A 25,918-nucleotide genomic window follows, 5' to 3' on the forward strand; every position below is an offset into this window, starting at 1 on the left:
TGTCGGAGCTGTCGGAGCTGTCGGAGCTGTCGGAGCTGTCGGAGCTGTCGGAGCTGTCGGAGCTGTCGGAGCTGTCGGAGCTGTCGGAGCTGTCGGAGCTGTCGGAGCTGTCGGAGCTGTCGGAGCTGTCGGAGCTGTCGGAGCTAAATTTAGCGGGTTCCAACGGAACTGACCATCATTCATTTCACTAATTTTACCAATACCCGGAAATGGTAAATGTGCAAATGCAACGAAGGTTTGCTCTTGAGCAAAACGTTTAAAAATTGCTAAACGAGTTTCACTGGCTTTGACCGGATCGACATCAAAATCGACAGATAACTTTGGTTGTTCAAACTGTAAATGATAGGAATGAACCACATCGCCGAGGATGGCAAAACTTTTAGCTTGTGATTTTAAGATAAAAGAATAATGCCCCGGTGTATGTCCAACACTCGGTAAAACCTCTAAACCATTAATCACCGAACCAACGCTAAAGGTCTTAAAACTCCGCATGGTTTGATATGGCGCAATCGCAGCTTTAATTTTCACAACGGTCGCTAAATAACCTTCACGTTTTTCGGTAGCTAAAGTGTTGACGGTGCTTTCACTTAACCAATACTGACTTTCTTGTTCATTGACGTAGATCGTTGCATTTGGAAATACGGCCTTGCCTTGTTTCGCAATGCCACATGCATGATCTGGATGTAAATGGGTTAAGAATACACTGCGTACACGATTAAGCTTATAGCCAGCTGCTTCAATATTTTGTGCAATAGAACCTAAGTTCGGACCAAAACAACTGGCTGCACCACTATCGACAAGACTGATGCCGCCTTGTCCATCATCAATCAGGTATGCATTGACACTGGTTTGTATGCCTTTGCTCTGATCAACCGCAAGCTTTTGAAATAAGGCACTGACTTCTTCTGGAGTTAAGTTTTGTTTAAACAAATCAGGACTTAATTCGAGTGTCCCATCTTTTAAAGCAATGACTTTATACGCACCCACTTGGAAAGAATAAAATCCCACTGGCTGAGTCACATTCGTTTTGATTTCCGTTTGAATAAATGCCGGCTCTGCACTGACAAACTGGCTGGTTAAAAGTGTTGCTGCAAGCACAGCAAAACTAAAATTTTTCATTGTTGACCTATATCACTTTTATTATTTCATGCAATGAAGCAAATGCTTCAAAATTAAAAATTTTAAACGTCTGTATTGTGCCTGAAATTCAGGCAAATTTTAAGTCCAATACATGATAAACATAGCGCTAACTTGATACAGACTTATGTAAATCATCCTAAACGTTTAGGCCTCATAAAATAAAAACTGAATGCAAGAAAACTTTAAGCTTGGCATGCTATATTTTCGCCAGTTTTTAAATCTATACGTCTGTACAGTACTATGAGTGAAATTTCCCCGTTTAAAGGTAAATCTGGACTTAAACGAATTTTAAATGCAACGCAATATTCCCTCGATGGATTCAAAGCTGCTTATCAAAATGAAGCAGCATTTCGACAAATTGTCTGGATGAATATGGTGCTTATTCCCACCAGTTGTTTTCTCGATGTCAGTCGTGCTGAACATGCGCTTATGGTGGTGGTGTGTTTATTTGCCTTGATTGTTGAGTTATTCAATTCTGCCATTGAAGCCGTTGTCGACCGGGTATCTTTAGACAAGCATCCACTTTCTAAAATTGCCAAAGATATGGGAAGTGCAGCTCAATTTGTCGCTTTAGCAATTATTTTTTTTACTTGGTTAATTATCCTTTTGCCTTAAATAAAGGCTGTCTCACTCTATTTGCAGGGTTATGCCCTGCTTTTTTATATCGACACACTTCAATAAATGAATTTAAGAAGATTTTAAAGCCATAAAAAAACCCAGCTTTCGCTGGGCTTTTTTTCGAATCAGTTCAATGCTTAGTGAGCAGCGAATTGGTTCATTGTGTTTTTCGCATCGTCACCCGCTTTAAGCGCGTTGTCACCAGCGAAGATTTCTTTGTGGTCGTCACCGATGTCAGAACCAGCCATTGCTTGGTGTTTAACACAAGAAATCGTACCGCGGATTTCTTTACGTTGAACGCCAGCTACATAAGCAAGCATACCTTGGTCGCCGAAGTAACCTTGAGCAAGCTCGTGAGTAGAAAGAGCAGCTGTATGGTAAGTCGGAAGTGTGATCAAGTGATGGAACACGCCCGCTTCACGAGAAGCATCAGCTTGGAACGTACGAACTTTTTCGTCAGCTTCAGCAGCTAATTCAGAGTTATCGTATTCAGCGCTCATTAGTTTAGCACGGTCGTAAGCAGAAACGTCTTTACCTTCAGCAACCCAACGGTCGTAAGCTTGTTGACGGAAGTTTAAAGTCCAGTTGAATGAAGGCGAGTTGTTATAAACAAGTTTCGCATTTGGAACTGTTTCTTTAACACGGTTAACCATGTGAGCGATTTCTTCAACGTTTGGAGTCGCAGTTTCGATCCAAAGAAGGTCAGCACCATTTTGAAGGCTAGATACGCAGTCAAGTACAACGCGGTCAATTTGCGTGTCTGGACGGAACTGGTACAAGCCAGAAGCAAGACGTTTTGGACGGTGAAGTTTACCGTTACGCTTGATTAGGATTTCGTCTTCTTGAGCTTCTGAAATGTCAATTTCAGTTGTGTCTAAGTAGCTGATGTATTGAGAAGCGATGTCGCCTGGCTCTTTAACCACTGGGATTTTTTGAGTCAAGTCAGCGCCTTCAGAGTCAGTACGAGCAACGATGATACCGTCATCAAGACCCATTTCTAAGAATGCATAGCGAAGAGCGTGGATTTTCGCGATGAAGTCTTCGTGTGGAACTGTAACTTTACCAGCTTGGTGACCACATTGTTTAGCGTCAGATACTTGGTTTTCGATTTGAAGTGCACAAGCACCCGCTTCGATCATTTTCTTAGCTAGTAAGTAAGTCGCTTCTTCGTTACCGAAACCAGCGTCGATGTCAGCAATAATTGGCACAACGTGAGTTTGGAAACCGTCGATTTGAGCAGTGATTTCAGCAGCTTTAGCAGTATCACCAGCTTCGTTTGCTTTTTTAAGCGCACGGAACAAGTCGTTTAATTCTTTCGCGTCAGCTTGACGTAGGAAAGTGTAGATTTCTTCGATCAATGCAGGTACTGAAGTTTTTTCGTGCATAGATTGGTCAGGAAGTGGACCGAATTCTGAACGAAGAGCTGCAACCATCCAACCTGAAAGGTAGATATAGCGACGTTCAGTTGTACCGAAGTATTTTTTGTTCGCAATCATTTTTTGTTGTGCGATGAAACCGTGCCAGCAACCTAATGATTGAGTGTATTTGCTAGAATCAGCATCATAAGCAGCCATATCACGACGCATAATAGCAGCTGTATATTTCGCAATGTCTAAACCAGTTTTGAAACGGTTTTGCATTTGCATACGTGCAGCATCTTCTGGGCTAATATCGCGCCAAGTGCTTCCGAATTTTGCTTTTAATTCACGGATTGCATCAATCGCTGTTAAGTATGTAGACATGATATGTTCCTGTAATAATATTAGGATTTTTCTGCAACGTAAGGCTAAAATCATACCCTCGAATGATTGTTCAGATTTAGAACACTTCGTTGCGATAGACACAGAGTAGATTGACTAAAAAAATTAATCCAATATTCTGCATTAATTTTCAGTATTTATTTAAAAAATATGTAGATTAAAGTCGTATTATAATAATTAACCAACATTTATAAGTATTTGTATTTAAATACTTTTATTAAAATATTTTGCTAATTTTTTTGTCTATTTTTCAAACATTTTGATGAATTATTCTTCATTAGACTTAAGTCGACTGAGCATTCACTTTAAAAAAAAACAGCATTTTTTACGCCATTTTTGCCCAAATTCACCAAGCTAAATACTTGGTTATTCTGTCTTCAAATGATCATGTAAATGAGATATTTCATCTTACTTTTGAGTTTTATGAACATCACTTCGCATAATCAAAATTGCTCCGTATTTTTATTATATTTATTTAAAAATATCATTCTAAACAGGTAATAAGTGTTTAAGAAATATGTGCTGTCGCTTCAGCAAATTTGTCTTAAAACTGCCGAATTTTAGTACAATAGTACACGTCTTTTTTCATCCATTTTTTACACAAGCCTTAGTAGTTATGGCATAATCAGATAAATTTCATGATTTTATTGTCGGTATTTATTTTATGAATCTGGAGCGGGTCGATCTCAATCTATTAATTTATCTTGATGTACTTCTTCGTGAAAAAAATGTGACTCGTGCTGCCGAGCAACTGGGTGTAACTCAGCCGGCGATGAGTAATATTTTACGTCGTTTACGCAACTTATTTAATGATCCACTTCTTATTCGTTCTTCAGAAGGTATGACACCTACAGAACGTGCGCTTGAATTACAGCCACGTATCCGTGATGCTCTCTCTGACCTTTCGATGATTTTGGAACCCCGTACCGAGTTCCGACCTTACACTTCAAATCGTGTCTTCCGCATCATGACGTCAGATTATGCTGAAGCAACACTAGTGCCGCGCCTAGTAAAAGCTTTGCGCTCAGAAGCACCCAATGTGGTTCTGGATTTTTTAACGCCTAGTGATGTGTCTTATCGAGATATGGAACAAGGTAAAGTCGACTTGGCGATTAACCGCTTTAATGAAATTCCGCAAAGTTTCCACCAAGTTTTGGTCTGGCGTGACAGTTTTTCATGCCTTTTAAATGCCAAGCACCCTGCTGCAAATAACTTAAACCTGAAAAGTTATCTAGATGCACAACACATTTGGGTGTCTAAAACAGGTATGGGTGTTGGTTTTGGTGTCAATCCTGAAAAACAAGCGGGTCTTGGTTGGATTGATCAAGCCTTAGAACGTATTGGCCAAAAACGTAAAATTTCAGTTTTCACCCGTCATTATCAAATGCCGGGCTTATTGGCATCGAATGTTGACTTGGTTGCGACTCTGCCAAGCCGTATTGCTCGACTTCAAGCCAAAAGTCAAAACCTGTTACTTCGTGATCCACCATTCTATATTCCTGAATTTGAATTAAAAATGGCTTGGTGTCCATTACTTCATCATCACCCTGCTCATCGCTGGTTACGTCAACTTATTTTATATGTTGCACGTCAAATGATTGAAGAAGAAAACCGCGAATACTTAATGAATAACTCTCAGTTTTCACAGTATCAGTAATTAGTTCTTTAATTCCTTATTAATTCAAACGTATACTGTCACTATATAGGTAGTAGTTAAGACTACTACCTTGCCCATTTTTGTGTTAGAAATACAGAAAAATAGAATGAATCACAAACAGGTGTATTCGTGAGCCTTTTCCAAAATATTGTCATTATTATTCTCCTGATCGTCGGTGCGGGTTTTCTTTCATTAACAGAAATTGCCCTTGCGGGTGCACGAAAAGTAAAACTTAAAATTTTGGCTGAATCTGGAGATTCACGTGCACAACGTGTGCTTGACTTACAAGCCAACTCAGCAGACTTTTTCGCCGCATCACAAATTGGCTTAAATGCTGTGGCAATTCTTGGCGGTATTTTGGGTGAAGGTGCTTTTCGTCCTTACTTCATTAGCTTAGTCACTCGTTTTTATCAGGGCCCGTGGACTGAAACTATCGGTTTCACCCTGTCGTTTACTTTAGTCACATCCTTATTCATTCTATTTGCTGATTTGATGCCAAAACGTTTGGCGATGATCGCACCTGAAAAAATTGCCGTTGCTGTTGTTGACCCGATTCAAATCTTTATTAAAGTGTGTAAGCCAATGGCATGGGTGATTAATGCCATTGCCAATTTGTTGTTTCGTTTATTCAAAGTGAATACAACACGTGATGACAATATTACCTTTGACGACATTTCAGCTGTGATGGATGCCGGTGCTCAAGCTGGTGTACTACAAAAACAAGAACACCACTTTATTGAAAACGTATTTGAGCTGGAAGAACGTAACGTCCCTTCAAGTATGACCACACGTGAAAACGTGGTGTACTTTACCCTCAAAGAATCTGAAGCCAGTATTCGTCAAAAACTCGCTGAATTTCCGTATTCAAAGTTTTTGGTCTGTAGTGAAAATATTGATGACGTGATTGGCTATGTGGATGCCAAAGATATTTTGGTTCGAATCCTCAACAATCAGTCACTTTTACAGCTCAACGAAAATACTATTCGTAATGTCCTCACGATTCCAGATACCTTAACACTGTCTGAATTACTCGATCGTTTCCGTTCAACCAAAGAAAAATTTGCCGTTGTAATTAACGAATATGCTTTGGTTGTTGGCGTTATTACCCTCTCCGACATTATGATTACCGTGATGGGCGACTGGGTAACACCGATTGAAGCAGAGCAACAAATTATTAAACGAGATGCAGATTCTTGGCTTATCGATGGCAGTACACCAATCGAAGATCTAAAACATGCACTCGCTTTAGATGAAATGCCCGATGAAGAAAACTATGAAACCCTTGCGGGCTTTATGATGTTTAAACTGCGTAAAATTCCACGTCCAGCTGACTTTGTTACTTATCATGGCTACAAATTTGAAGTTGTGGATGTAGACCACTTTAAAATTGACCAATTATTAGTGACCCGCTTACAACAGGCTGAAACTGAACTTGATACACCAGAAGAATCGGATTAATTCGATTCTTCTTTTTTCTAAAACAATAAAATATAAATACGATGGAATACGAAGATGTCTTTTTCACTTAAAGCGATTTTGACTTGCTTTAGTTTTTATACTGGGGCTTATCTAATCTATTATTTTTTCAAAGCTCATCCACAACCTTTATTTCTATTGCTCGGTGTTGCACTGATCGTCACTGCTTGGTTTTTAACGCCTTATCCTTATGAACGCGGCAGACAACATTTTGACGAAACTATGCGTTTTGGTCTGTTTTTTTATAATCCCTTAATTTTTTGGTTCCGATTTTTTAGTTGGCCGATTCGGACGCTACTGTCTATTTTTGCTTAAGCGTACTTATTGTGATTAAACTGTATCTGCACAGCATTTACAGTTCTCTACAGATGTTGAATATATGTAAACAGACCACTTTTTTTGAATAAAAATTAAAATAAATCAAAAATCCCGCTTCCCTAATACCTTCATTATTAATGACTATTTTTCATCAAAATAGTGATGTATTTCACATTTTCTCACCTTTGTTTTGACTGATGAAATTTCTCTTTATGCTCTGCCCTTGGATTTAAAAACAGCTTTATATTTCAAAGGAATGAACCATGTTAACCGTACTCGGTTTGGGCATGATCTTGTGCTTTATGTATTTAATCATGTCGAAACGCTTAAGCCCACTTGTCGCACTGACTTTAATTCCCCTACTTTTTGCCTTGATTGCGTGGTTACTTGGTTTTTATTTTGACAGCTTGTCACACATACAAATAAATGAAATTGGCGACATGATGATTGAAGGTGTAAAAAAACTTGCACCGACTGGCATCATGCTGCTTTTTGCGATTCTGTATTTTGCCATCATGATTGATACAGGTTTGTTCGACCCTTCGGTGAAATTTATTTTAAAAATGGTCAAAGGTGATCCCTTAAAAGTTGTCCTTGGAACCATTACCCTGACGTTAATTGTCTCTTTGGATGGAGATGGTTCTACAACCTATATGATCTGTGTTGCGGCCATGCTGCCACTCTATAAGCGCTTAGGTATGAGCCCATTGATTATGGCATGTTTGATTATGCTCTCTAGTGGAATTATGAATCTTACACCTTGGGGTGGGCCTACTGCCCGCGCCGCCAGCGCGCTTCATGTCGACCCAAGTGATGTTTTTGTTCCGATGGTTTTACCGATGTTATTTGCCATCGGCTGGTTGTACTTCTTAGGAACGATGTATGGTCGCATGGAAAGAAAGCGTCTAGGAATTGTCCAATTGGATATCAGCCATGGTGAAAACATTCAAATTTCAGATAATCCAGAAGCCAACCGCGCAGATCTACGTTGGTTCAATGCACTGTTAACCGTCGTTCTGATGATTTGTCTGGTTTTTAGTATTTTACCTATGCCTATTTTATTCATGGTGGCTTTGTGTATTGCGCTAGTCGTCAACTACAAAAATGTCGACTTGCAGAAAAAATTAATCGCACATCATGCAGGTAGTGCTTTAAATGTGGTCGGTATTATTTTTTGCTGCAGGTGTTTTTACCGGTATTTTAGCTGGAACAGGCATGGTAGAAGCCATGTCTAAAGAACTAGTGGCAATTATCCCAGAAAGTATGGGCCCCTATTTAGCACCTATTACTGCTGTCATTAGTATGCCGATGACTTTCTTTATGTCAAATGATGCTTTCTATTTTTGGGTTTTGCCAATTCTTTCCGATGCTGCCGCTCATTATGGAATTGCACCTGTAGAAATGGCACGTGCCTCCATCGTAGGGCAACCTGTACACCTACTCTCTCCACTTGTCCCATCGACCTATTTACTCTGTGGACTTGCGGGTATCGAGTTTGGACAACATCAGAAATTTACCATTATCTGGGCTGTAATCACGTGTTTTGTCATGTTAGCAGCAGGCCTGATCTTTGGGATGTTTCCGTTTTATTCGAGCTTAACTTAAAATTTTAAAGATAAAAAAGCACCATCAGGTGCTTTTTTATGCTTAACAATAGAACTAGCCAGTGCTTTACACTCACAGGTTCATTTGTAGTAATTAATGCTTTGAAATTAATGCTTCTAGAACTGCTTCATAATGAATGCGAATATCATCTTCTAAAATTTTATAAACATTGTCGAATTGCACCATTGGCCAGCCTTCTTTCCAAAATGGAAAAATGTTATGGAGGTCATGAGTCACCGTTGCGTCTTCACGTACAATCGCTTGTGCAACTTGCGACAATACTTGTGCAGTTTCAGCACCATCAATCGCTAAATAATCGATACCACGAACTTTCAAAATACGGATACGGTCTTTTTTGTAGCGGATTTTTTTACTTTGGCCTTCATTTAAGCCTAAAGCTAAAGTCACAGCTTCAACAAATTTATCTTCAAATGCTTGATTTAATTTTACCAAAGCTTGTTTGTGTGCTTCTTGACGACCAGCTTTTCCCCCACTACGAATCACTTCATTTGCTTCAGTATTTAAAACATCTGATTTCATCGACTGAAGAATGTCTAGAATTTCGATATCGCTTAATGTTTCAGGAGAATGATCAGTCATAAACTGCCTATAAAAACTTAATATTCAATAAGTATGTATTTTCGCATAAAAGAAGGATGAAAACTGCGACCTTCACTATAGAAATTGTGATTTCTCTTATAATGTTCAGATATACAACATGATTTAGAAAAAAATTCTGTCAAAAATATCGAAATCAACTATATTACTTTCACGCTTTAATACTAACGTCACAATATGGCTCAAAAGAAACAGGCTGCGCTTTACCTTCAACAACTGAAACAGCAATATCCAGCAGCCTTTAAACATAATTATTTATTTTATAGCCAACTGAAAACTCAAGGCATTTTAGACGAACTCAAAGAACTTATTCCTTGGGTTTTGGCGGCGATGATTTTTATTTCTTTGAGCATGAGTATTGGACATGCAGTGCAACTGTATTTTCCAGAAATGAGTGAGTTTCGCGCTCATGGTATTGCTGTACTAAGTATTATGCTGTTTTTCATGCTGGTTGTGCCCTTAGTCATCAAGCAAATCAAGCACAGTTCAATGTCCCTGTATCAAAGTTTGAAAAATACGCCGTTCAGACTTGCGATCGTGATTTTATTACAATTACTCAATATCGCCTTTTTACAAAGCACCTTTGTTCAATCTGTATTGTTCTTTTTCGCCATGAGTTTCGGCTTTGTGCGTTTTTATAAAGAAAATCTTTTCAAAGGTGGAAGTAACACCCAAGAATACTATTTTCTGCAAGAGACACGTCGTATTGCATATTGGTCGTATAAACAAATGCTTAAAGCAAAATTACGTTTGTCGCTCAGTAATCCGAATCAGGCAAATCATAAACAGTTATCTGAGCGCTTTACCCTGTTCCAAAATTTGCACATACAAATGCTGCATCAGGAAAATCAGCTATGTAAAAAGCTAAAGCACCAAAATGTTGAACATTATCTTGATGAGTTAATGAAATAAGCTGGCATTGATATAGTGCAAAAAACTTTAAATCACTGCTCAAAAAGTCATTCAATACATCGCTATTTTTGAATATTTTCAACTTATATGCATGAATTGATTGATTTTAAAACAAACACCATCAAATACTCTTGCCAAGCTTCATTTCGTCCTCTATTATTGCGCACATGCCCGAGTGGTGAAATCGGTAGACACAGGGGATTTAAAATCCCCCGCCCACAAAGCGTGCCAGTTCGAGTCTGGCCTCGGGCACCATTCTTATACTTCTAAGATTGGTGCAATAAAAGATCCAGCAATTTGCTGGTTTTTTTATGCCTAAAATTTAGAAATCTATTATTATTCGATGCCGACACCTTCAGATTTTAATCTCCCCGCACTACAACTCAAGCATCCCGATGCCTTTTATCAACGGCTGCTGTTTGCACATTTTAAAATTATCAATCTCACACCCACTGCACCTGTTTTAATCTTTAGCTTTTGCCTGATACTTTCTATCCCCCTTAGCAGCGCTGTACTTGGTCATATGCTTTCAACGGCACTTTCAATACACGACCCCAAAATGGCGTTTAATCTTGGTTTATTGATTATTCTTCCATGGATCTATTGCTATGTCTGGTATGCACATTATCAAGCACGTTTTAGCAGCAAGTCTGCCGTTCACCGTCTGCAAATACAACTGTATTTCCTTGGAGGATTCACATTTATCCTTGCTATAAACTTTAAGTATCTACAAATAGATGTATTAAACCTCATCAGTCTCTGTGGACTTTTTTTTAGTCTCTTTTTATGTGTATTTACTGAATTATTTTATAAACCTGAAAGCAGCGCCATTGAACGAGTAAAACTACAAAAGCTTCGCCAACTGGCATTTTGGTCTTACCAACAATCCTTAAAACAAAAAGAACATCAAACGTATTTCTACACCCTTCACCTACAAGCCATGCAAGAAGAACAAAAACTATCAGCATCGATCAAATCATCTTTTAAAGATTTTTTAGACAATGCTCAATGACTTTTTAAAACTCTAGTCACAAAAAAGCCCTGTCACTACAGGGCTTTTTTTAAAGTTCAATTACCATTCTCGGTTAGCAACCAACTCTTCCATTTCAATTTCCATATGGCCTTCATCTTGCAGCACCATCATCATGGCTTCTGCAATATAATCTGCAGCCGTATCATCCAAAGACGAATCTAAATCTTCAAATTGAGGTTTCATCTTATTGAGCTGTGCAACCGTTTCATTGGCAAAATGGTAGATATCAGTTGAACTTAAATCTGCTTTTGCAATTTTCTTCGCAAATTGAACAACCAATAACTTCACCTCTGCAACCAACACATCTGGGTAATATTCATCATCAAACATGGGTAGCAGTAAATCTGCAAACATACGAAACTCTATCACAAAACATTCAGGGCGCTTATATAACACAAATACTACAATTCACCAAATTTATTGGGATTCAGTAATTTCAAATCAGTCTGCATTCTGCATGGCTTGCCAAACACGTATCGCATCTACCGTTGCTTTAACATCATGTGCTCGAACCATACATGCACCTTGTTGAATGCTGAGTAGATGCGCTGCAACCGAGCCTATAGCGCGATTTTGTGCATCTGCACCGCCAAGTGCCTCACCGATAAAACGCTTACGAGATAATGCAGACAGGATCGGATAGCCCATGTTATTCAATTGATAGAATTGCTGTAAAAGCTTTAAGTTTTGCTGCGCATTTTTAGCAAAACCAAAACCCGGATCAATCATAATGTTTTCTGCACGCACACCGGCGTCTAATGCATCTTGCACACGTTGCTTTAATTCATCGATTACATTAGCCACGACATCTTGATACTGATCTAGATTATTCATCGTAGTAGGTTCACCGCGCATATGCATAATGATCACGGGAATATCCAGTTGTGCAGCGGCGTCTAAGGCATTCGGCCGAGTTAATGCACGTACATCATTCCAGATATGCGCACCTGCCTGAACCGCTGCCTCAATTACCTCAGGTTGTGATGTATCGATAGAAATCACCACATTGTGTTTGGATAAGGCATCAACGACGGGTACGACCCGTCGAATTTCTTCTTCAACCTCAACAACGGATGCACCCGGACGTGTTGACTCACCACCGACATCAATCACTGTCGCCCCATCCGCAATCATTTGTAAGGCATGTGCTATTGCTTGGTCTTTACCATTGTGTTTACCACCATCACTAAAAGAATCCGGTGTAACATTTAAAATCCCCATCACATGTGGCTCTGACAAATCTAATTGCAAATTACCACAGTTTAAAATTTTATTAGGCAAAGACACCAACTTCATATCACACATCCCAGATTTTGCTGTGCTTATTTTAACGCTAAGTTTGCTCAGCATTTCGCTCACATGCATTTATTTTCATATAAAAAAACCACCCGAAGGTGGTTTTAAAATTTTATGCTTTTGGCAATGACGGTAGTGGTGGTGGAACATCTGGACCATCCGTTGGTGTGACATCAATCACTGGATTTTCAGCGATGTACACTTTTGGTGGTTGAGGTTCACGACCTTCCATAATGTCACGGATTTGATCACGATCAATGGTTTCCCATTCAAGCAATGCTTTCACCATGGCATGAGCGATATCTTTGTTATTTTCAAGAATATCGCGAGCAACTTTATATTGCTCATCTAAAATACGGCGAACTTCACGGTCAACTTCAAGCTGGGTTGCTTCAGAAATCACACGACTTCCTAAACCACCCATGAATGACTGCTGTGAATCATCTTCGTAAACCATGACGCCCATTTTATCGGACATACCGTATTTAGTAACCATTGCACGTGCCATTTTCGTTGCACGTTCAAAGTCATTTGAAGCACCAGTCGACATTTGGTTAATGAAGACTTCTTCTGCAATACGACCACCAAACAAAATTGAAAGTTCATTCAACATTTTGTCTTTGTAATGGCTGGTTTGGTCATGTTCAGGCAACTGCCAAGTCACACCCAGTGCCCAACCACGCGGCATAATTGTCACTTTATGCACAGGGTCTGTACCCGGCAAGATTTCAGCAACAATCGCATGACCTGCTTCATGATAAGCCGTCGCACGACGTTCTTCTTCACGAATCACCATCGATTTACGTTCAGGGCCCATGTAAAGCTTGTCTTTAGCATCTTCAAAGTCATGCATATCGACCGTGTTCTTGTTACGACGTGCAGCAAACAGTGCTGCTTCGTTTACAAGGTTAGCCAATTGAGCACCCGAGAAGCCCGGTGTACCACGCGCCAAGACTTTGACATCTACACCAGTCACAGAAGGTAATTTTTTCAAATGTACATTCAGGATTTGCTCACGACCTTTAATATCTGGTAGAGACACCATCACTTGACGGTCAAAACGACCTGGACGAAGTAAAGCTTTATCCAATACGTCAGCACGGTTTGTTGCAGCAATGACGATAATACCTTCGTTGCCTTCAAAGCCATCCATCTCAACCAACATTTGGTTTAATGTTTGCTCACGCTCATCATTACCACCACCTGTGCCTGAACCACGGTGACGACCAACGGCATCGATCTCATCGATGAAAATGATACATGGCGCATGACGCTTTGCTTGTTCAAACATGTCACGGACACGGGACGCACCCACACCTACGAACATTTCAACAAAGTCAGAACCCGAAATACTAAAGAAAGGTACTTTCGCTTCACCCGCAATTGCTTTAGCAAGTAAAGTTTTACCCGTACCCGGAGGACCAACCATGAGCACGCCTTTCGGAATGCTTGCACCAAGTCGTTTGAACTTAGATGGATCTTTTAGGAAGTCAACGATTTCAACAACTTCTTGTTTAGCTTCATCACAGCCCGCAACATCTGTAAATGTCACTTTGATTTGGTCTTCAGACAGCATTTTTGCTTTTGACTTACCAAAACTCATTGGGCCATTCTTACCACCAGCTCCACCACCCATGTTGCGCATAAAGAACATGAATAACAGAATGATTAAAAGAACAGGGAAACTTGCAATCAGAAGTTGCATCAAAATACTTTGACGCTGTGGCGCTGTACCTTCAACAACAACATTGTTCTTGATCAGGTTCGGCATAAGTTCAGGATCTTGAACCGCAGGACGGATACTTTCAAACTCAGAACCGTTTGATTTTTCGCCACGAATTCTTTCGCCATCAATGGTGACTTGTTTAATCTGACCCGCATTTACGGCTGCCACGAACTCAGAATAGTTCATCGCGGTCGGTTGATTGCGGTCACTGACGTTGCTGAAGATTAAAACCAGCACGCCTAGGATAACCAGCCACAACACGGCATTCTTAAAAAGATCGCTCAAAGCTTTATTCCCATTTCTATCTAATTCGTTCAATCCCACTTACATGGGTGACTCTAATACTTACGCTGCAGAGTAGCTTCGCAATAATTTAAAAACGTACAAAATGCACAATTTTTAACGAGTTGGCAAGTAAACTTTACTTGAAAGCTTTCTTACGTCCCTGCCCGATTAAAAACACTTCTTTAGATCGAGCACGTGAAGCCGCCGGTTTTGCTGTTTTCAGCACATCAAATGTGTCTACAACTTGCTTACGGTATTCATCAAATCCAATACCTTGGAACACTTTAACAACAAACTGTCCATTTGGTCCAAGAACCTTTTGAGCAAAGTCGATTGCTAATTCACAAAGATAGATCTGACGCGGTTGATCTACAGCCTTATTACCTGATGTATTGGGGGCCATATCTGAAATTACAACGTCTACAGTACGTCCATCTAAAATTTTTAACAATTCATCGAACACTTCTTGTTCACGAAAGTCACCTTGCAAGAAGGTCACATCGGGTAAAGCATCCATTGGTAAAATATCAGAAGCAATAACCAAACCTTTGTCACCAACAAGTTTACCGGCAATTTGCGACCAACTACCTGGTGCAGCACCTAAGTCGACAACGGTCATGCCTGGCTTGATCAATTTGTATTTTTCTTGAATTTCAAGCAATTTATAAGCGGCACGCGCACGATATCCTTCCTTTTGTGCTTTTTTCACAAAGGGGTCATCAAGATGCTCACGCATCCAGTCACGACTACTTTTGGATAATTTCTGGTTAGTAATGCGGGTAGCCATAACTCTCTAAATAAAAAAAACTTCTCAGTCTTGATTGTACGTGAAATTCAGCACTTTTGCAGTAGACATGTGTATCTAAAAAGCATCTTAAATCATGTTTTTTTCAATAATCTTCATCGAGAAAATGCCGATTAAATACAGCGCTTCAACTTTGATTTTGCTATACTAGGTCGTTTTTAAAATTAGGTTATATTTATGGCGGCTTTATCTATTCAAGAACGTAAACGCTTACGTCAAATTGGTCACACCCTAAACCCAGTTGTAATGGTTGCGGACAAAGGCTTATCAGAAAGCGTTGTTGAAGAATTAAACCGTGCGTTAAACGACCATGAGTTAATTAAAGTGAAAGTTGTGGCAGAAGACCGTGAAGCTCGTGCTGCAATGATTACTGAAATTGCGACTGTTTCAGGTTCTGAAGTTGTTCAAACGATTGGTAAGATTGCTTTGATTTACCGTAAAGCGGCAAAACAAAATGCAAAACTGTCTAACCTTGTTCGCTACGCACACCTGTCTAACTAAGCATTTATGGCAAGTTTCGAACTCAGCGCTTTTGATCGTCGCTTTCAGGCTGTATCAGTCGTTGGTGCTATCGAACAACAAAGCCCATATACTTTAAATGTGGGTTATTGGATTCGAGACCCAAACCAACTGATTCAATGGCCAGAATTGGTATCATCTCACCCACGAATCGATTTTTTGTGGGAACAGACCTGCTTAGAAGTTTTTATTGGTGTACGCAATGAAGACTTTTATCGTGAAATCAACCTCTCCCCTTCACAAGCTTGGCAGGCTTACCAGTTTGAAGAATATCGCTATCCAGAAGATATGCCGCCACAAGCTGCTTACGATATTGAACTGAATCAGTTGAAACGGACGCACTATGGCTTAAATGTCAGTCTTGATCTGACAGAATTTATGCTGAAGTACAAACTTAAATGGGAAGATCTCTATATTGGTCTAACTGCAGTACTGAAAACCCCTCAAGGTGAACAGTACTATGCCATGCAGCATAGTAGTCCAAATGCTGACTTTCACAACAAACGTGATTGGCTACATCAGTTCTAAACCATTTGATGTTTTGATCTTCAATAAAAAGCAAAAGTACGATCTTTTGCTTTTTTATTGCCTGTTTATTTTAAATAAGTATTTTGGACTTAAATGTACCATTCACAATAAGGGAGCCATTAATGACTCCCTTTTGCATATTTAGCGTTAAATTGAAGTTTAATTCGCTCTCACCGAATCCAGCTCCCTGGAATGACTAGACTTAGCTCAAGCGTTTTAAAATTCATGTCATTCACAATTAACTTTTAAGATCTGTGGTTTGATCCGTAACATCAGCTTTCACTGGTGAAACTTTTTTCCACGCTTCTAAAGTATGTTCCTTAGAACGCTTAAATGTTTCTGTTAAATGATCTTTGTGCTTTCCTGAAATTTGGGTCACATCTTCTTTCAGCTCTTTTCCAAGTTTTGAAAGATCATCAATAACCGTATTAAACTCAGTTTTCACAAACTCTTTGAGTTCACTAAAATCTTTTTGCGATGAACCAAACTGAACTTTTAACTGATCAAGTTTATTCAATACATCTTGCTTCAACTGACGCAATTGATCTTGCACACTGGCATTCAACTGCTTTGCCTCTGCTCCGATCTTTTCTTTGCTTTCAGTGACCGCTTCTGTGGCTTGAACACTTGCCTCTTTTGCAACTTGTTCAAGCTTTTCAGCACCTTCGATAACGACTTCTTTCAGGGAGGATTTAGCCGCTGTTTGTTTTTGTTGTGTTGCCATGACTTTGTACCTATAGTTTTTGCTGACCGACCCACATTAGCGCTTTTTGATAAATTTTAATTTATGATTTGTCTGACAATAATTAATTGCTTACATTTTTCTACGATTTTGCAAAACCAAACTTTATTCTAAAATGCAAGCGCTTTATCTGCTTTATTCCTGATATTTGCGATGGACTTTCAGTGGCTTTCTGCGTATAATGCCGTGTTAAGTTCAAGCGAGCAGATGATGTAAGGAGGGTAGGTTTTTAAGCAGCCTTCCTTTTTTTTCGTCTTCTCGCTTTTTTACAGCCTAAATTTCAGGAGCTTTGGTTTGAGCACCCCAGCAATTTTAGCCCTTGCCGACGGAACTATCTTTAAAGGTACTTCTATTGGCGCATCGGGTAGTACGACTGGTGAAGTCGTTTTTAATACAGCAATGACTGGCTATCAAGAAATTTTGACTGACCCTAGTTATGCACAACAACTTGTGACACTAACTTACCCACATATCGGTAACACAGGTTGTAATGATGAAGACGCTGAGTCAGGTCGAATTCATAAAGTATGGGCTAACGGATTGATCATTCGTGACCTACCTTTATTGCATAGCAACTTCCGTGCTGAGCAATCACTTGGTGATTACCTTGAACAACACAATGTTGTTGCTATTGCAGACATCGATACACGTAAATTAACGCGTATTCTGCGAGCAAAAGGTGCACAAAATGGTTGTATCCTTGCTGGCGAAAACATTACAGAAGAAGAAGCTTTAGCTAAAGCACGCGCTTTTGGTGGTTTAAATGGTTTAGACCTTGCAAAAGAATGCTGTGACCCTGAAGGCTTTGAATGGACTGAAGGTTCTTGGACATTAGGTAAAGGTTTCTCTCAGCCTGAAGCTAAATTCCATGTTGTTGCATACGATTACGGTGTCAAAACCAACATCTTACGTATGCTCGCAGACCGCGGTTGTAAATTGACTGTCGTGCCTGCGCAAACTCCTGCTGCTGACGTACTTGCATTGAATCCAGATGGCGTGTTCTTATCGAACGGCCCCGGCGATCCAGCTGCATGTGACTACGCAATTGAAGCTGTAAAAACAATTGTAGAAGATGCTCGCAATGTACCAGTATTTGGTATTTGCTTGGGTCACCAAATTCTTGCACTTGCTTCAGGTGCAAAAACTGTGAAAATGCCTCACGGCCACCACGGTGCCAACCATCCTGTTCAAAACATGGAAACTGGTATTGTGATGATTACTTCGCAAAACCATGGCTTCGCAGTCGATACAGAAACATTACCTGCAAACTTGAAAGCTACGCACAAATCACTGTTCGACCAAACCCTTCAAGGAATTCATCGTACAGACAAACCTGCGTTCAGTTTCCAAGGTCACCCCGAAGCAAGCCCTGGTCCACATGACTGCGCACCATTGTTCGATCATTTCATCGAACTTATCGAAGCATCTAAGAAGTAATTAAGGAAGCATCATGGCTAAACGTACAGACATTAAAAGCATCTTAATTATTGGTGCTGGTCCGATTGTCATCGGTCAAGCATGTGAGTTTGACTACTCAGGTGCTCAAGCATGTAAAGCCCTTCGTGAAGAAGGCTACCGTGTTATTTTGGTAAACTCTAACCCAGCAACCATTATGACTGACCCTGCTATGGCAGACGCAACTTACATCGAGCCGATTACTTGGCAAACTGTAGCTGCAATCATTGAGAAAGAACGCCCAGACGCAGTTCTTCCTACAATGGGTGGTCAAACAGCATTGAACTGTGCCCTTGCACTCGATGCCAACGGTATTTTAGAAAAATACAATGTTGAATTGATTGGCGCGACGAAAGAGGCGATCGAAAAAGCGGAAGACCGTAAACTTTTCGATATCGCAATGCGTAAAATCGGTTTGGAATGCCCTCGCGCTGACGTTGCAGAAAGCATGGAACACGCTTTGGAAATCCAAGCACGTTTCGGCTTCCCTGTAATTATCCGTCCATCATTCACCATGGGTGGTTCAGGTGGTGGTATCGCTTACAACCGTGAAGAGTTCATTGAAATCTGTGAACGCGGTTTCGATCTTTCTCCAACCAAACAATTATTGATCGATGAATCTTTAATTGGTTGGAAAGAGTACGAAATGGAAGTTGTTCGTGACAAAAACGACAACTGTATCATTGTATGTACCATTGAAAACTTTGACCCAATGGGCGTGCACACTGGTGACTCAATCACTGTTGCTCCTGCGCAAACATTGACAGACAAAGAATTCCAGCTTTTACGTAATGCATCTTTAGCTGTACTTCGTGAAATTGGTGTTGAAACTGGCGGCTCTAACGTTCAGTTCGGTATCAACCCGAAAGACGGCCGTATGGTTGTGATCGAGATGAACCCACGTGTTTCTCGTTCATCTGCACTTGCGTCTAAAGCAACAGGTTTCCCAATTGCGAAAATCGCGGCGAAATTGGCTGTAGGTTATACCCTTGATGAATTGAAAAATGACATCACTGGCGGCACAACTCCTGCATCTTTCGAACCTGCGATCGACTATGTTGTAACGAAAATTCCTCGTTTCAACTTCGAGAAATTCCCGCAAGCTGACGCAACTTTGACGACTCAGATGAAATCTGTAGGTGAAGTAATGGCCATTGGCCGTAACTTCCAAGAATCGGTGTCTAAAGCGCTTCGTGGTCTTGAAGTGGGCGCATGTGGTTTTGACGAAAAAATCGCTGTGGGCACTGAAGGCGCACGTGAGAAAATTCTTGTTGAATTGAAAGTTCCAGGTCCAGAGCGTATTTGGTACGTAGGCGATGCATTCCGTCACGGTTTCACTCTTGATGAAGTATTTGAAGCAACCAAAATTGACCGTTGGTTCTTGATTCAAATCGAAGACATCATCAAAACTGAAAACCAAATCAAAACTTTAGGTTTTGGTGATTTGAACGCGGACAACATCCGTTCTTTCAAACGTAAAGGTTTATCAGATCTTCGCATTGCAGACTTGATGGGCATTTCACAAAAACAATTCCGTAAACACCGTTGGAACTTGGGCGTAACTCCAGTTTACAAACGTGTAGATACATGTGCTGCAGAATTCGAATCTGATACAGCTTACATGTACTCAACTTACGATGAAGAATGTGAAGCGAACCCATCGAACCGTGACAAAATCATGGTCATTGGTGGCGGTCCTAACCGTATTGGTCAAGGTATCGAATTCGATTACTGCTGTGTACACGCGGCTCTTGCTATGCGTGATGACGGTTATGAAACCATCATGGTGAACTGTAACCCTGAAACAGTTTCTACAGATTACGACACATCAGATCGTTTGTACTTCGAACCAATTACTTTGGAAGATGTACTTGAAATCGTTCGTATCGAGAAGCCAAAAGGCATTATCGTTCAGTACGGTGGTCAAACTCCGCTTAAATTGGCTCGTGCTTTAGAAGAAGCTGGTGCGCCAATTATCGGTACATCACCAGACGCAATTGACCGTGCAGAAGACCGTGAACGTTTCCAACAAATGATTCAACGTCTGCAACTTCGTCAACCAAACAACAGCATTGTAAAATCTGCTGAAGAAGGTATGGCAGAAGCTGCTAAAGTTGGCTACCCACTTGTAGTACGTCCTTCGTATGTACTTGGTGGTCGTGCGATGGAAATCGTATACAACGATGACGAATTGAAACGCTACCTACGTGATGCAGTTCAAGCATCGAATGAAGCGCCAGTACTTCTTGACCACTTCCTAGACGATGCGATTGAAGTTGACGTGGACTGCGTATCTGACGGTAAAGACGTTGTGATCGGCGGTATCATGCAGCACATCGAACAAGCGGGTATTCACTCAGGTGACTCAGCATGTTCTATTCCTCCTTACTCTTTATCTAAAGAAGTTCAGGACGAAATGCGCCGTCAAACCATCGCTATGGCAAAAGAGCTTGGCGTAATCGGTTTGATGAACGTACAGTTTGCGGTTAAAGGTACTGACGTATACATCTTAGAAGTGAACCCACGTGCATCACGTACTGTTCCATTCGTATCTAAGTGTATCGGCGAATCTTTAGCGAAAGTGGCTGCGCGTTGTATGGCAGGTCAATCTCTAGAATCTCAAGGATTCACTACAGAGATTATTCCTGAACACTTCTCTGTAAAAGAAGCGGTGTTCCCATTCAATAAATTCCCTGGTGTTGACCCAATTCTTGGCCCTGAGATGAAATCTACAGGCGAAGTGATGGGTGTAGGTAAAACATTTGGTGAAGCGTTCTATAAAGCTGTGTTAGGCTCTAATGACCGTTTACCAGGCCTACCAACGGAAGGCGAAGTAAAACATGCATTCTTATCTGTTCGTCATTCTGACAAGCCTCGTGCTGTTGGTATTGCGAAACAGTTGACAGATCTTGGCTTCAAAGTGATCGCTACTGGCGGTACTTATGATGTGATTAAAGATGCTGGTATTGAATGTGAACGTGTGAACAAAGTGACTGAAGGCCGTCCTAATATCGTAGACCGCTTGAAAAATGGCGAAGTTCACCTCATTATCAATACAACTGAAGGCAAACAGGCTCAAGAAGATTCATTCTCGATCCGCCGCTCTGCATTACAAGGTAAAGTGTATTACACAACTACCCTTAACGGTGCTGATGCAGTATGCCAAGCTTTAGCAATCAAATTGCCAATGGATGTATACCGCTTACAAGACCTTACTAAAGGTTAATTAAGTTACCGAGAAGTCCCGCCACCTCTCGGTGGCGGGCTTTTTTTCATTTCTAGGTCAGTAAAAATTTTACTGATTTTTTCTTTTTACAAACATGAGGGACAACAATGCAACGTTATCCTATGACTCCCGAAGGCAAAATTGCCCTAGAGAAAGAATTACAGCAACTTAAAAGTGTTGATCGTCCACGTATTACTGCAGCAATTGCTGAAGCGCGTGAACATGGGGATTTGAAAGAAAACGCTGAATACCACGCTGCTCGCGAGCAACAAGGTTTCTGTGAAGGCCGTATCCAAGATATCGAAGGTAAATTGGGTGCTTGCCAAGTGATTGATGTTAAATCACTTGAGCAAAATGGCCGTGTGGTTTTCGGTGTGACTGTGACCATTGAAAACTTAGATACTGAAGAACAAAAGACTTATAAAATCGTTGGTGATGACGAAGCAGATTTTAAAATCAACAAAATCTCTATGAACTCTCCAATTGCGCGTGGTCTTTTGGGTAAAAACGAAGGCGACGATGTAAAAATCAACACACCACAAGGTGAAGTTGAGTATGAAATTTCTAAAGTTGAATATCTTTAATCATTAAGATAAGCAATTTTAAGCCCCTCTTTTGAGGGGTTTTTTATTGTTCTAGGTTTTTCGCTTATTCCAATGCATCCTATCGAATGACCAAAATGTACGTTCAGCAACAATAGTCGACTGAATACATCATTGTTCAAATGGCTTATTTCATTAAAGTATTATCTAAACAAAAAGAGTCATAACACACGATGAAATTTTGACATGCAAGCCGAACAGCACAAGCTGCTGCTGCCATTCGCGCAAATCATTATCTATATGCGAACGAACCTGTTTTTTCCGACCCTTATGCCTTTCATTTAACCAGTCCAATTTGGCGTCGACTGCTTTCAAATCGTGCATGTATAAAAGCGTTAAATAGCAAAATACCCAATCAAACATTTGGATTACTCACTGCACAGGTGGTGGCTCGTTCACGCTATGCCGAAGATCAATTAGAAATGGCAGTACAACAAGGGATTAAACAATATGTGCTGATTGGTGCTGGCCTAGATTCTTTTGTCCTCCGTTTAGCGCAGAAGTACTCCGATATTAAAATCTTTGAAGTTGATCACCCAGATACTCAGGCTTTAAAAATAAAAAGTCTACAGAAACTCGGGCATGTTCCAGACCATGTTGAGTTTGTTTCGATTGATTTTGAGAAAGAAAATTTAGCGCATGCCTTAAAACGGAGTTCTTATGATACTGAGCAACCCGCTTTCTTTTCTTGGCTTGCTACAACGCATTATTTAAAACCAGAAACAACTATGAGCACCTTGCAAACCATTGCCGAATTTGCAGCCTCAGGTAGCGAATTGGTTTTAGATTATTCCATTCCCTATCAAGATTTAACTGGTATAGAGCGTGTCGGATCATTTGCTGTTTCCAAATTTACCTATTTTTTAAGTGAACCCATTATTGGGACAATTCACAGTAATGAGTTACACCTTGCCGTGACAAAGCTGGGTTATGTGGTCTTAGAAGATTTATCTGCACATGACATTACTCAGCGTTATTTTGCAAATCGTAAGGATGGATTACGACATACTCAAGCCACGCATTTGCTGCATTTAAAACGAGCTTAAGTCTTTATCTATAGTCGACATTTATAGCGAGTCAGCTAAAATAGTCACGCGAATCATTATTGCTATTAAACCTTATGTCTGAAAAATTGATTAATTCACCTGTCAATCATTGGTGTGAGTTTGAGTTCATCTCTAAAACAGTGAAGAACCCAAATATTCACATCAAAGGTAATTATTCATATTATTCTGCATATTGGGATCAGGGTTTTGAGCGCTGTGTGGTGCGTTATCTACACGATAAACCCGCAACAACTGAGAAGCCGATAGACCAGCTATATATCGGTAATTTTGTCTGTTTTGGCGCAGAATGCGTGATTATGATGGGTGGTAACCAACTCCACCGAACAGACTGGATTTCGGCATTTCCGTTTGATACACGGAGTTTTGTCCCTGCGGGTGACACCATCATTGGTGATGGCTGCTGGATCGGCTCACGTGCGATGATTATGCAAGGCGTGACACTGGGTGAAGGTGCTGTGGTAGCTACTGGCGCGGTGGTGACTAAAGATGTGCCACCTTATGCAGTTGTCGGCGGCGTGCCCGCTAAAGTTATTAAATATCGCTTTCCTGAAGAAAATATCAAAAAACTACTTTCCCTTAAGCTTTATGACTTAGATGAAAAGCAGTTTTTAAAGATGCGGGAGCAATTGCAGACGGATGATGTTAATTCGCTACTTCTTTATGTACAAAATTCAAGTTAAAAGTTATATTTATTTCAAATAATTATTCTTAATAAATATGCACCTATCATCAAAAACTCTGGAAAAACTTCGCGACCTAATTAACGAAACTACCGAATACCGATCAGGTCCCAAAATTATAGATTTTTTCTCAACCTTCGATTACATGGATACTTATGGTCAGGGCTTTCCAGCAAGATGGGCATATACAGATTTTCGGTTAGGAAGAATTAATAAAACTGAAAAGATAAAAATATGTATTCAGACACTCTTTAATCCCATTAATTACATGGATGATTTAAAAAGGCTCGATTCTCTAATAGCTAATTTTAACAAATATCTTCAATTCGATAAATTTCGTGTGGCGCGAAGAAACACAGAGATTTTTATAGAATCAGTTAGTGAAGTAAATTTAGACGAAAATTTAAATACTGAAGAAGAAAATCTGGAAAATAATTTTATCAAACATGAGTTCAATGTTGATTGCTCTAAACTCAATTTAATACCAGCGTTAGTTCCAATAATTGATAAGAGAATGCAAGAAATAGAAAAAGCTTTCAAAGCTGAAGCATATTTATCAGTCGTTTTATTAGCAGGTAGTACATTAGAAGGATTATTTTTAAACATAGCATCTCTAAACCCCAAAGTTTTTAATTTATCCAGACAAAGCCCTAAAAAAGATGGAAAAGTTAAAAATTTTGACCAATGGACACTAAATAACTTTATCGAAGTATCCCACTCTATTGGAATACTTGAAAAAGATACCTATCGTTTCAGTAAAGAATTAAGAGATTTCAGAAACTATATCCACCCATTTCAACAAATGAGTGAGCAATTTTCACCAAGAGAAGAAACGGCAAAAATTTGCCTTCAAGTATTAAAATCTGCAATTTTAGACATACAAAATAACAAACATAAATTTCAGGCATAAACCTCACTCAATCTGAGTGGGTTTTTCATAATATTGTGGCTATAACAAGAGTAGAACTTGTGACCCTTGCATTATAAGCACGGGGCTCTAACCAACTAAGCTACATATTTTTTATGTGTACACATGTAGCTAACTAAAAATATTACTACGACCATCTTTATTCCTAGCCTTTTTTACTCAATCAGACTATAAAGAACACATAAAATAAAAAGACCCCACTTTTCAGGATGAATGATGACGAGAACCACTCAATTCTCAGGCATATTTATACTTGCCCTGCTGGCAGCAATCGTCGCAACTTTTTGCGATGCAATTCATGTCTATACCCAAACGCTTAGTTATCCCAAACCATTATTTTTCCATCAGGCTTGGTGGGTATTCCCCGGCTTTTTTATTGCCTTTGCCTTCATGGCATTTAGCTATATTCAACTTACACAACTACTTAAACATTATGTGATGACTCAGCTCAGTTGCCATCATGACGGCACTGCGCCACTCGTCGAGAGCCTAATACTATTTGCCATCGTCTACATACTCAGCGGATTTGGCAATTTTCATCCCGAAGCACTTTGTTGGATTTTTTACATTAGCTTTTTTATTCGCTGGTTATTTAGCTATGAGCGTACATGGCTACTGATATTAGCCATCATGCTTGCTTTTGGTGGTATGTTCTTTGAAGGACTATTGGCTCAGTTTGCTTTAGTTAAATATCGCCATGAAGATATTTATAATGTGCCGTATTGGCTAGGTGGCGTATATATGCATGGCGCATTTGCCTTACGTGCAGGTATGCGTCGTTTTGTCTATCGATAATAGGGTGTGTTGACATTTACAGCCGATAAATTGAGCTAAAGAGGCAACCATATAAATATACAAGCTAAAGCAACAGCGCTTTGATAGTTACGTTTTAGCTTATCGTATCTTGTGGCAATTCCTCTAA

The 25,918-nt window shown here is 40.0% G+C and carries 21 protein-coding genes, 2 tRNA genes and 5 pseudogenes; 17 read left to right on the top strand and 11 right to left on the bottom strand.

Translation table 11 applies throughout. The features are described from left to right. A pseudogene (locus tag FTU83_RS17455) lies at positions 1-138 on the bottom strand (hypothetical protein); the annotation flags it as partial. A gap of 90 nt (positions 139-228) precedes the next feature. Beyond that, positions 229-1,119, bottom strand: a pseudogene (locus tag FTU83_RS11160) (MBL fold metallo-hydrolase); the annotation flags it as partial. A 261-nt stretch (positions 1,120-1,380) separates the two neighbouring features. On the opposite strand from FTU83_RS11160, the gene FTU83_RS11165 reads away from it, so the two are divergent. Further along, on the top strand, positions 1,381-1,755 hold the full coding sequence (locus FTU83_RS11165; protein WP_078191329.1) for a diacylglycerol kinase: 375 nt from the start codon (positions 1,381-1,383) through the stop codon (positions 1,753-1,755). Positions 1,756-1,895: 140 nt separating this feature from the next. Here the strand turns inward: FTU83_RS11165 and FTU83_RS11170 are convergent, their stop codons facing one another. After that, positions 1,896-3,500: an isocitrate lyase gene (locus FTU83_RS11170; protein ID WP_168378085.1), complete on the bottom strand. Its 1,605-nt coding sequence runs from the start codon at positions 3,498-3,500 to the stop codon at positions 1,896-1,898. Positions 3,501-4,182: 682 nt separating this feature from the next. Between FTU83_RS11170 and FTU83_RS11175 the strand changes: the two genes are divergently transcribed. From FTU83_RS11175 to FTU83_RS11190, 4 genes and pseudogenes are all read left to right on the top strand, one after another. Continuing rightward, the gene (locus FTU83_RS11175; RefSeq protein WP_078191331.1) at positions 4,183-5,175 is read left to right on the top strand and encodes a LysR family transcriptional regulator; all 993 of its coding nucleotides are present in this window, start codon (positions 4,183-4,185) and stop codon (positions 5,173-5,175) included. A 129-nt stretch (positions 5,176-5,304) separates the two neighbouring features. Then, complete coding sequence (locus tag FTU83_RS11180; RefSeq protein ID WP_078192153.1) at positions 5,305-6,633, top strand: hemolysin family protein; 1,329 nt, start codon at positions 5,305-5,307, stop codon at positions 6,631-6,633. A gap of 54 nt (positions 6,634-6,687) precedes the next feature. Beyond that, on the top strand, positions 6,688-6,966 hold the full coding sequence (locus tag FTU83_RS11185; protein WP_180008924.1) for a hypothetical protein: 279 nt from the start codon (positions 6,688-6,690) through the stop codon (positions 6,964-6,966). A 266-nt stretch (positions 6,967-7,232) separates the two neighbouring features. Beyond that, positions 7,233-8,574 (top strand): annotated as a pseudogene (locus tag FTU83_RS11190) (CitMHS family transporter). A gap of 93 nt (positions 8,575-8,667) precedes the next feature. On the opposite strand, the gene FTU83_RS11195 reads toward FTU83_RS11190, so the two are convergent. Beyond that, positions 8,668-9,174: a hypothetical protein gene (locus FTU83_RS11195; RefSeq protein WP_078191335.1), complete on the bottom strand. Its 507-nt coding sequence runs from the start codon at positions 9,172-9,174 to the stop codon at positions 8,668-8,670. A gap of 195 nt (positions 9,175-9,369) precedes the next feature. Between FTU83_RS11195 and FTU83_RS11200 the strand changes: the two genes are divergently transcribed. The 3 genes from FTU83_RS11200 to FTU83_RS11210 all read left to right on the top strand — a co-directional run bounded on the left by FTU83_RS11200 (position 9,370) and on the right by FTU83_RS11210 (position 11,116). Next, entirely contained in the window at positions 9,370-10,104 is a 735-nt protein-coding gene (locus FTU83_RS11200; RefSeq protein ID WP_180005427.1) for a hypothetical protein, read from the top strand. Positions 10,105-10,273: 169 nt separating this feature from the next. Then, a tRNA-Leu gene (locus tag FTU83_RS11205) sits at positions 10,274-10,359 on the top strand. 88 nt (positions 10,360-10,447) lie between these two features. Continuing rightward, positions 10,448-11,116, top strand: coding sequence for a hypothetical protein (locus FTU83_RS11210; RefSeq protein WP_180106628.1), 669 nt, complete (start codon positions 10,448-10,450; stop codon positions 11,114-11,116). A 60-nt stretch (positions 11,117-11,176) separates the two neighbouring features. Here FTU83_RS11210 and FTU83_RS11215 read toward each other — a convergent pair whose 3' ends face one another. The 4 genes from FTU83_RS11215 to rlmE all read right to left on the bottom strand — a co-directional run bounded on the left by FTU83_RS11215 (position 11,177) and on the right by rlmE (position 15,231). Further along, complete coding sequence (locus tag FTU83_RS11215; RefSeq protein WP_180063202.1) at positions 11,177-11,491, bottom strand: DUF5713 family protein; 315 nt, start codon at positions 11,489-11,491, stop codon at positions 11,177-11,179. A gap of 87 nt (positions 11,492-11,578) precedes the next feature. Further along, complete coding sequence (gene folP / locus FTU83_RS11220) at positions 11,579-12,433, bottom strand: dihydropteroate synthase (protein ID WP_218945812.1); 855 nt, start codon at positions 12,431-12,433, stop codon at positions 11,579-11,581. A gap of 112 nt (positions 12,434-12,545) precedes the next feature. Continuing rightward, a complete protein-coding gene (gene ftsH / locus FTU83_RS11225; protein WP_078191443.1) occupies positions 12,546-14,444 on the bottom strand; it encodes an ATP-dependent zinc metalloprotease FtsH in 1,899 nt (632 codons plus the stop codon). A gap of 136 nt (positions 14,445-14,580) precedes the next feature. After that, entirely contained in the window at positions 14,581-15,231 is a 651-nt protein-coding gene (gene rlmE / locus FTU83_RS11230) for a 23S rRNA (uridine(2552)-2'-O)-methyltransferase RlmE (protein WP_078191339.1), read from the bottom strand. Between the two features lie 195 nt (positions 15,232-15,426). On the opposite strand from rlmE, the gene FTU83_RS11235 reads away from it, so the two are divergent. Both FTU83_RS11235 and FTU83_RS11240 read left to right on the top strand, forming a co-directional pair. After that, positions 15,427-15,750, top strand: coding sequence for a YhbY family RNA-binding protein (locus tag FTU83_RS11235; RefSeq protein WP_078191340.1), 324 nt, complete (start codon positions 15,427-15,429; stop codon positions 15,748-15,750). A gap of 6 nt (positions 15,751-15,756) precedes the next feature. Next, entirely contained in the window at positions 15,757-16,296 is a 540-nt protein-coding gene (locus FTU83_RS11240; protein ID WP_180048743.1) for a DOMON-like domain-containing protein, read from the top strand. 238 nt (positions 16,297-16,534) lie between these two features. Here FTU83_RS11240 and FTU83_RS11245 read toward each other — a convergent pair whose 3' ends face one another. Further along, positions 16,535-17,020 carry a hypothetical protein gene (locus FTU83_RS11245; RefSeq protein WP_180106626.1) on the bottom strand — a complete coding sequence of 162 codons (486 nt, stop codon included), beginning with the start codon at positions 17,018-17,020 and terminating at the stop codon, positions 16,535-16,537. A 312-nt stretch (positions 17,021-17,332) separates the two neighbouring features. On the opposite strand from FTU83_RS11245, the gene carA reads away from it, so the two are divergent. The 6 genes and pseudogenes from carA to FTU83_RS11275 all read left to right on the top strand — a co-directional run bounded on the left by carA (position 17,333) and on the right by FTU83_RS11275 (position 24,978). Then, a complete protein-coding gene (carA, locus tag FTU83_RS11250; protein WP_180106625.1) occupies positions 17,333-18,475 on the top strand; it encodes a glutamine-hydrolyzing carbamoyl-phosphate synthase small subunit in 1,143 nt (380 codons plus the stop codon). A gap of 13 nt (positions 18,476-18,488) precedes the next feature. Next, positions 18,489-21,719: a carbamoyl-phosphate synthase large subunit gene (carB, locus tag FTU83_RS11255; protein ID WP_168378094.1), complete on the top strand. Its 3,231-nt coding sequence runs from the start codon at positions 18,489-18,491 to the stop codon at positions 21,717-21,719. 107 nt (positions 21,720-21,826) lie between these two features. Continuing rightward, positions 21,827-22,303, top strand: coding sequence for a transcription elongation factor GreA (greA, locus tag FTU83_RS11260; protein ID WP_180106620.1), 477 nt, complete (start codon positions 21,827-21,829; stop codon positions 22,301-22,303). A 206-nt stretch (positions 22,304-22,509) separates the two neighbouring features. Next, positions 22,510-23,367, top strand: a pseudogene (locus FTU83_RS11265) (class I SAM-dependent methyltransferase); the annotation flags it as partial. Positions 23,368-23,441: 74 nt separating this feature from the next. Next, positions 23,442-24,068: a CatB-related O-acetyltransferase gene (locus tag FTU83_RS11270; RefSeq protein WP_180106618.1), complete on the top strand. Its 627-nt coding sequence runs from the start codon at positions 23,442-23,444 to the stop codon at positions 24,066-24,068. Between the two features lie 145 nt (positions 24,069-24,213). Continuing rightward, positions 24,214-24,978 carry a hypothetical protein gene (locus tag FTU83_RS11275; protein WP_257221006.1) on the top strand — a complete coding sequence of 255 codons (765 nt, stop codon included), beginning with the start codon at positions 24,214-24,216 and terminating at the stop codon, positions 24,976-24,978. A gap of 36 nt (positions 24,979-25,014) precedes the next feature. Here FTU83_RS11275 and FTU83_RS11280 read toward each other — a convergent pair. Next, a tRNA-Tyr gene (locus tag FTU83_RS11280) sits at positions 25,015-25,085 on the bottom strand. 127 nt (positions 25,086-25,212) lie between these two features. Here FTU83_RS11280 and FTU83_RS11285 point away from each other — a divergent pair. After that, positions 25,213-25,791 carry a hypothetical protein gene (locus tag FTU83_RS11285; protein ID WP_180107466.1) on the top strand — a complete coding sequence of 193 codons (579 nt, stop codon included), beginning with the start codon at positions 25,213-25,215 and terminating at the stop codon, positions 25,789-25,791. Positions 25,792-25,826: 35 nt separating this feature from the next. On the opposite strand, the pseudogene FTU83_RS11290 reads toward FTU83_RS11285, so the two are convergent. Continuing rightward, positions 25,827-25,918 (bottom strand): annotated as a pseudogene (locus FTU83_RS11290) (IS5/IS1182 family transposase); the annotation flags it as partial.

This window comes from Acinetobacter sp. YH12152, assembly GCF_013418285.1.
GTDB lineage: Bacteria > Pseudomonadota > Gammaproteobacteria > Pseudomonadales > Moraxellaceae > Acinetobacter > Acinetobacter amyesii.